This window comes from Leisingera sp., from assembly GCF_034669605.1.
Taxonomy (GTDB): Bacteria; Pseudomonadota; Alphaproteobacteria; order Rhodobacterales; family Rhodobacteraceae; genus Leisingera.
Genome location: NZ_JAXMOX010000234.1, coordinates 1 through 6,645 on the forward strand (window position 1 = coordinate 1; position 6,645 = coordinate 6,645).

Below are 6,645 nucleotides of genomic sequence, written 5' to 3' on the forward strand. Positions count from 1 at the left end.
GCGCAGCAGCACCTGCAGTTTCTCGTAATAGCCCTCCGGCGGCACGATCACGCCGGACGCACCGGTGATCGGCTCTACAATCATCGCAGCAATCGTATCCGGTCCTTCGGCCAGGATCTGCTGTTCCAGGTTGCCGATGATCCGGTCGACGAACTGCGCTTCGGTCTCGTTGCCCTGGCGGCCGGTGTAATAATGCGGCGCGTCGGAGCGCAGAATGTGCAGCGCCTCCAGCGGCGCGTCGAAATGCGCCAGATTCGCGGGCAGGGAGGTCAGCGAGCCCGCCGCCACCGTCACCCCGTGATAGCCGCGCTCGCGGGTGATGATTTTGCGCTTTTCTGGCTTGCCGATGGCATTGAAGTAATAGCGCAGCATCTTCACGTGGGTGTCATTGGCGTCCGAGCCTGAGTTGCCAAAGAAGATATAGGCATCTTCGACCGGCACCATCGCCTTCAGCTTCTCCGCCAGCTGCATGATCGGTGCGTGGGTCTTGCCGCCGAAGGTGTGCGAGAACGGCAGCTTGTGCAGCTGTTCGGTGATCGCATCCATGACCTCGGTGTTGCTGTAGCCCAGCGAGGTGCACCACAGGCCCGCCAGCCCTTCGATGTATTTGTTGCCGTCCGTATCATAGACATAAATACCTTCGCCGCGGTCCAGGCACAGCTGCTCGGTCGCGGTGAAATTGGTGGTGGGATAGATCACAGGGGCCATGGCCAAACTCCTCCGGTAAACCGCCCTCAAGGGGCACATTTGCCAATAGGTTTGGCGCGTTTTGCACCCTGCGTCAAAGGAATTTGATCAAATTAATCGCGAGGAATGCGGAAAAGCGAAAAGCCGCCCCGGGGGACGGCCTTTTCGGTTCCAAATGGAGCGGGCGAGGCGATTCGAACGCCCGACCCTAACCTTGGCAAGGTTATGCTCTACCCCTGAGCTACGCCCGCGCTGCCATTCGGTGAGGCGGTATCTAGGGTTTTCCGAAATGACCCGCAAGAGGAAAATGACCGGGGAGGGAAGAAAGTGCGGCGCGTCCTGTTGGGGCGGAAACGCGAAAGGCCGCCCCAAGGGCGGCCTGTCCGGCTTTCGAATGGAGCGGGCGAGGCGATTCGAACGCCCGACCCTAACCTTGGCAAGGTTATGCTCTACCCCTGAGCTACGCCCGCGCTGCCATTCGGTGAGGCGGTGTTTAGGGCGTTCCCGAACAGGCCGCAAGAGGGAATTTTGAAAACTGCGCAAGTATCTGTGGGTAAGCGTTATTTTTCAGTTTCCAGGAATAGCCTGAGACGGTTCTGCAAGGCGTTCAAATCCTTAGTTTCACATTCCCAGATGATCAGTACCTGCCAGCCCGCGGCCTGCAGGTCAGCCAGTTGCTCGGCGTCCCGCTGCTTGTTGCGCAGCAACTTGGGTTTCCAGTAATCCCGGCGGCTTGCCGGAACGCGCCCGTCTCGGCACTCATGCAGATGCCAGAAGCAGCCATGCACAAAGATCACCTTGCGGCGCGGGCCGAACACCAGATCGGGTTTGCCCGGCAGCTCCTTGCGATGCAGCCGGTAGCGAAAGCCCATCCCGTGCACCATCCGCCGCACCAGCATCTCCGGCTTGGTGTGCTTGGCGCGGATCTTCGCCATATTGGCGCTGCGCCGTTCCGGTGTCAGGCTGTCGGCCATTCCACGTGATGCCTGGATTGTTCCACCATGCGGGCATGGTAGCCGCTTTCAATCCGGCAGGAAACAAAGGCGCTGGCCGGGCAGGGCGGCAGCTCCAGCGCCTTGATCAGCTGGGCGTCCTTCTGGCCTTCCAGCAGCACGATCTGCTCGCGTGCCAGTATATCGCGGGTGCCGTGGCCGCCATCCGCCCGGATCCGGCGCATGAAGTCCTTCTGCTGCGCCACCGCCTCAACCACGTCGCGGGGGATGGGGCGCCCTTGGATCAGCCGGAACAGCTGCGCCATCCGCTCGTTGCCGGTCACGCCGGCAAAGATCTGCTCCACCGCTGCCTCATCCGCAGTGCGCCAGAAATTGGCGGGATAAGGCTGCGCCTCCAGCAGCCACAGAATATGGCGGAACCCTTCCGCCGAGATACTGCGCTTGGCGTCCTTGTTCTGTCCGGCGGTCAGGTATCCGGGCCGGGCAATGATCAGACCCAGATAGCAGCGCGCCCGCACCTCATCCGCCGCCACCAGCAGGCAGGCGCAATCCAGCGCCTCGGTCGGGATCATCCAGTTGCTGCCCATTGTGTGCTTGATATCGACATCCCGTCCCAGGATCTCGGTATCCAGCCGCCCCTTGCGCAGGCGCAGCAGCGCCCGCAGCTCGATCTCGACCCGGGTGCCGATATAGGTCTTTTCGGTCTTCTCCAGCTCTTCATAGGCGCGCCGCCCGGTCTTGGGCGTCATGATCACGTCGTCGATGCATTGGCGCAGCATCTGCGGCACGTCGTGTTCCAGCGCCAAGGCACCGCCGGCGCGGGCGGTGATCTCCTCGGCGAGTTCAGAAAGGACAGCGAAATCCGGATGGCCGGGAAGAACGAGGCTGCCGGGGAGCTTCTGTTTCATATCGCGTTCCGCCTGCCCAGGGCCGGGCGCTGCCCTTGGCTCTGGAATGACGGGGAGGCTTTACGCCCGCACAGCATGCAGCTTCGGCTTGGCAATCGCTGCCCTCAGCTCCCGTGCCACCGCCTCAGCCACCGGCGGCGGAAAGGCATTGCCGACCTGGCGGTAGGCATTGGTCTTGGCGCCGGTGAAATGCCAGGCATCGGGAAAGCCCTGAATGCGCGCCACCATCCGCACCGTCAGCCGCGGCATGTCGTTGTGAAACGGATCCGGCGCCTCATAGGCGATGGTGCGCCCCTCGACCCCCAGCGCGGCCCAGGCCCGCCGCGCGCGGGTCGGCCCCAGATCGGGGCCGCCGTGTTTCTTGGAGCCGCCGACAATGGTGGGCGCGATCTCATCCGCTTTGGCGGCCCAATCCTCGGCACCGCGCCAGCCGCGTTCCTGCATCAGGTCCAAAAGCGTTTCCCCAACGGTGCGCGGATTGTGCGGCAGCGGCTCGGGCCAGTTGAACTGGCCGGCGAACTCGCGGCGCAGGGCAACAATCGCCACCCGCGGCCGCAGTTGCGGCACGCCGAAGTCGGAGGCATTCAGCAACCGCCAATCGGTCTCGTACCCCAATTTCGACAGCTGCTTCTTCAGCTTCTCGCGGTAGTCATGGAACACCGCATCCAGAAAGCCGCGCACGTTTTCGATCATCACCGCGCGGGGGCGGGTGGCATCGACGATTTCAATCGCGTCGTCAAACAGGTTGCGCTCGTCCTTTTCGCCCAGCTGCTTGCCAGCGACCGAAAACGGCGGGCAGGGCAGGCCGCCCGCCAAAAGGTCGATTCCCTTGTAGTCGCCTGCGGCGTCCTTGAACTTGCGCACGTCCTCTTCCAGCACATTCCACTGGGGCCGGTTGTGGCGCAGGGTGGCGCAGCAATGCTTGTCGATCTCTACCAGCGCCGTGTGGTCAAAGCCCGCCGCCTCCAGCCCCAAGGCCTGGCCGCCCGCACCTGCGCATAGTTCTACCGATGTCAGCATTCTGCTCTGCCCGTCCGTTCGTGTTCTTGCTCTGTTCCTAGGCGGAAAGGTGATTCCGCACAAGGGTTTCCGCACCGGTGCAGGGTATGCTGAAAACCCCAAAAGCGAAAGGCCGCCCCGAAGGACGGCCTGTTCGGTTCCCGATGGAGCGGGCGAGGCGATTCGAACGCCCGACCCTAACCTTGGCAAGGTTATGCTCTACCCCTGAGCTACGCCCGCGCTGCCATCCGGTGAGCGGTGATTTAGGGCGTCGCCGCAGGCGCTGCAAGAGAAAAATCGGCAGCGGAAGAAAAAAATCCGCACCCGCCGCGACGGAAGAGGCCAGACCGTGCGTTTCACCTTCAAACAAGCGGATTTTCTAAGGGAGATTGAGGCCGTGCTTTGGAAAGACTATCTGCGGATCGGCAGCTTGAGCGCAGCGATTGTCCTGGGAACGGTTCTGCAGGGGACGCAGCCTCGCGGCACGCCCGAGCCGGAGGGCTGGACCGTACAGATCGAAGGCATCAAACCGGTTCCGGTTGACACCGTGAGGCTGCCGCATCCTGAAAAATTCAGAACCTGATCCGGAGGCTTGGAATTCCCGGCCCGCATTATGTGCAGGTTTCCGGTTCCGCCAGTTACCGGCAGGCAATGAAAAAAAAGGCGCCCTGCCGGCTGGCGGGGCGCCCCTCGTGCGGGTGCTGGACTGCGGCTTATTCCAGCTCGATCAGCAGGTCCTTGGCGTCGATCTGGGTACCGGCCTGAACGTGCACGGCTTTCACCACCGCGTCGCGCTCGGCGTGGATGCCGGTCTCCATCTTCATTGCCTCGATCGTCAGCAGCATATCGCCTTCATGCACCTGCTGGCCCACCTGCACCGCCACGCCTGCCACAACACCCGGCATCGGCGCGCCGACGTGGTTCGGGTTGCCGGCTTCGGCCTTGGGGTTGGCCTGGGTCGAGGCCTTGACCAGGCGGTTCGGCACCCGAATCACCCGCGGCTGGCCGTTCAGCTCAAAGAAGACCTTCACTTCGCCTTTCTCATCGGTTTCGGAAATCGCCTGCAGGCGGATTTCCAGGGTCTTGCCCGGATCGATCTCGGCGGTGATCTCCTCGCCCGGCTCCATGCCGTAGAAGAAGGTCCGCGTCGGCAGGCTGCGCACCGGTCCGTACTGGCGGTGGCGGCCCATGTAATCCAGGAACACCTTCGGGTAGATCAGGTAGCCATTCAGGTCCTCATCATCGACCTTGAAGCCTTCCAGCTCTTTTGACAGCTCGGCACGGACCGCTTCCAGATCCACCGGTTCCAGATGCTTGCCGGGGCGCTCCACATTCGGGGCGTCGCCTTTCAGCACCTTGGAGACGATACCCTCGGGGAAGCCGCCCGGAGGCTGGCCCAGATTGCCGCGCATCATATCCACGACCGAGTCGGGGAAGGCCACGTCGGTTTCCGGATCCTCGACCTGATCACGGGTCAGGCCCTGGCTGACCATCATCAGCGCCATGTCGCCAACCACTTTGGACGAGGGCGTCACCTTGACGATATCGCCGAACATCTGGTTCACGTCGGCATAGGTCTGCGCCACGTCGCCCCACTTCTCCTCCAGACCCAAGGACCGCGCCTGCGCCTTCAGGTTGGTGAACTGGCCGCCGGGCATCTCATGCAGGTAAACTTCCGAAGCCGGGGCTGCGAGACCCGATTCAAAGGCTGCATACTGCGCCCGCACCTGCTCCCAATAGCCCGAGATTTCACGCACCGCTGCAATGTCGATACCGGTGTCGCGGTCGGTGTTGCGCAGGCTCTCGACAATCGACCCGAGGCAGGGCTGCGAGGTGCCGCCCGAGAAGGCGTCCATTGCGGCGTCCACAGCATCCACGCCGGCATCTGCGGCGGCCAGAATGGTGGCCCCGGCAATGCCCGAGGTGTCATGGGTGTGGAAATGGACCGGCAGGCCGACCTCTTCCTTCAGCGCCTTGACCAGCTGGCGGGCGGCGGCGGGCTTCAACAGGCCCGCCATGTCCTTCAGGCCCAGGATATGGGCACCTGCGGCCTCCAGCTCTTTCGCCATGCCGACATAATACTTCAGGTCGTACTTGGCGCGGTTCGGGTCCAGGATGTCGCCGGTATAGCAGATGGTGCCTTCGCAGACCTTGCCGCTTTCGACCACCGCGTCCATCGCGACGCGCATGTTTTCAACCCAGTTCAGCGAGTCAAAGACGCGGAACACGTCGACACCGGTTTTCGCCGCCTGGCGCACAAATTCCTGCACCACATTGTCCGGATAGTTGGTGTAGCCGACGCCGTTGGAGGCGCGCAGCAGCATCTGGGTCATCAGGTTGGGCATCCGCTCGCGCAGATCGCGCAGGCGCTGCCAGGGGCATTCCTGCAGGAACCGGTAGGCCACATCGAAGGTCGCGCCGCCCCAGCATTCAACCGAGAACAGCTGGCTGAGGTTCTGGGCATAGGCCGGCGCCACCTTGATCATGTCGATCGAGCGCATCCGGGTTGCCAGCAGCGACTGATGGCCGTCGCGCATGGTGGTGTCGGTCAGCAGCAGCTGGCGCTGCGCCTTCATCCAGTCGGCCACCGCCTGGGCGCCCTTCTGCTCCAGCAGGTTGCGGGTGCCATAGGGCTGGTTGCCCGGCTCGGCATGCGGCGCGCGCGGCTCTTTCAGATCGGCAGCGGGGGCAGCGCGGCCCTCTGTTTCCGGATGGCCGTTCACCGAGATGTCCGCGATATAGGTCAGCACCTTGGTGCCGCGGTCGCGCCGCTTCTTGAACTGGAACAGCTCCGGGGTCTCGTCGATGAACTTGGTGGTGTATTCATTCGACAGGAAGGTCGGATGTTTCAGCAGGTTCTCGACAAAGGCGATATTGGTCGACACACCGCGGACCCGGAATTCGCGCAGCGCCCGGTCCATGCGGGCAATTGCCTTCTCCGGTGTCTGGGCCGAGGCGGTGACCTTGGTCAGCAGCGAGTCATAATAGCGGGTGATCACGCCGCCCGCATAGGCGGTGCCGCCGTCCAGGCGGATGCCCATGCCGGTGGCCGAGCGGTAGGCGGTGATGCGGCCATAGTCGGGGATGAAGTTGTTCAG

General features: G+C 63.2%; 6 protein-coding genes and 3 tRNA genes. 1 reads left to right on the forward strand and 8 read right to left on the reverse strand.

What is annotated here, in order from left to right; genetic code table 11:
* From VOI29_RS21300 to VOI29_RS21330, 7 genes are all read right to left on the reverse strand, one after another.
* On the reverse strand, positions 1 to 708 hold a 708-nt coding region (locus VOI29_RS21300; protein ID WP_323783473.1), incomplete at its 3' end, for an aminotransferase class III-fold pyridoxal phosphate-dependent enzyme.
* 155 nt (positions 709 to 863) lie between these two features.
* Positions 864 to 938 (reverse strand) — tRNA-Gly (locus tag VOI29_RS21305).
* A 144-nt stretch (positions 939 to 1,082) separates the two neighbouring features.
* Positions 1,083 to 1,157 (reverse strand) — tRNA-Gly (locus VOI29_RS21310).
* A gap of 90 nt (positions 1,158 to 1,247) precedes the next feature.
* Entirely contained in the window at positions 1,248 to 1,661 is a 414-nt protein-coding gene (locus tag VOI29_RS21315) for a very short patch repair endonuclease (RefSeq protein ID WP_323783475.1), read from the reverse strand.
* Positions 1,646 to 2,548, reverse strand: coding sequence for a NaeI family type II restriction endonuclease (locus VOI29_RS21320; protein ID WP_323783477.1), 903 nt, complete (start codon positions 2,546 to 2,548; stop codon positions 1,646 to 1,648). Before VOI29_RS21320 ends, VOI29_RS21315 begins: the two co-directional genes overlap by 16 nt.
* A gap of 60 nt (positions 2,549 to 2,608) precedes the next feature.
* Positions 2,609 to 3,568 (reverse strand): DNA cytosine methyltransferase, encoded by a 960-nt coding sequence (locus VOI29_RS21325; protein ID WP_323783479.1) that lies wholly within the window; start codon positions 3,566 to 3,568, stop codon positions 2,609 to 2,611.
* Positions 3,569 to 3,712: 144 nt separating this feature from the next.
* Positions 3,713 to 3,787, reverse strand: a tRNA-Gly gene (locus VOI29_RS21330).
* A 109-nt stretch (positions 3,788 to 3,896) separates the two neighbouring features.
* Here VOI29_RS21330 and VOI29_RS21335 point away from each other — a divergent pair.
* On the forward strand, positions 3,897 to 4,130 hold the full coding sequence (locus tag VOI29_RS21335) for a hypothetical protein (RefSeq protein WP_323783481.1): 234 nt from the start codon (positions 3,897 to 3,899) through the stop codon (positions 4,128 to 4,130).
* Positions 4,131 to 4,260: 130 nt separating this feature from the next.
* Here VOI29_RS21335 and pyc read toward each other — a convergent pair.
* The coding region (gene pyc / locus VOI29_RS21340; RefSeq protein ID WP_323783483.1) for a pyruvate carboxylase at positions 4,261 to 6,645 on the reverse strand (2,385 nt) is incomplete at its 5' end.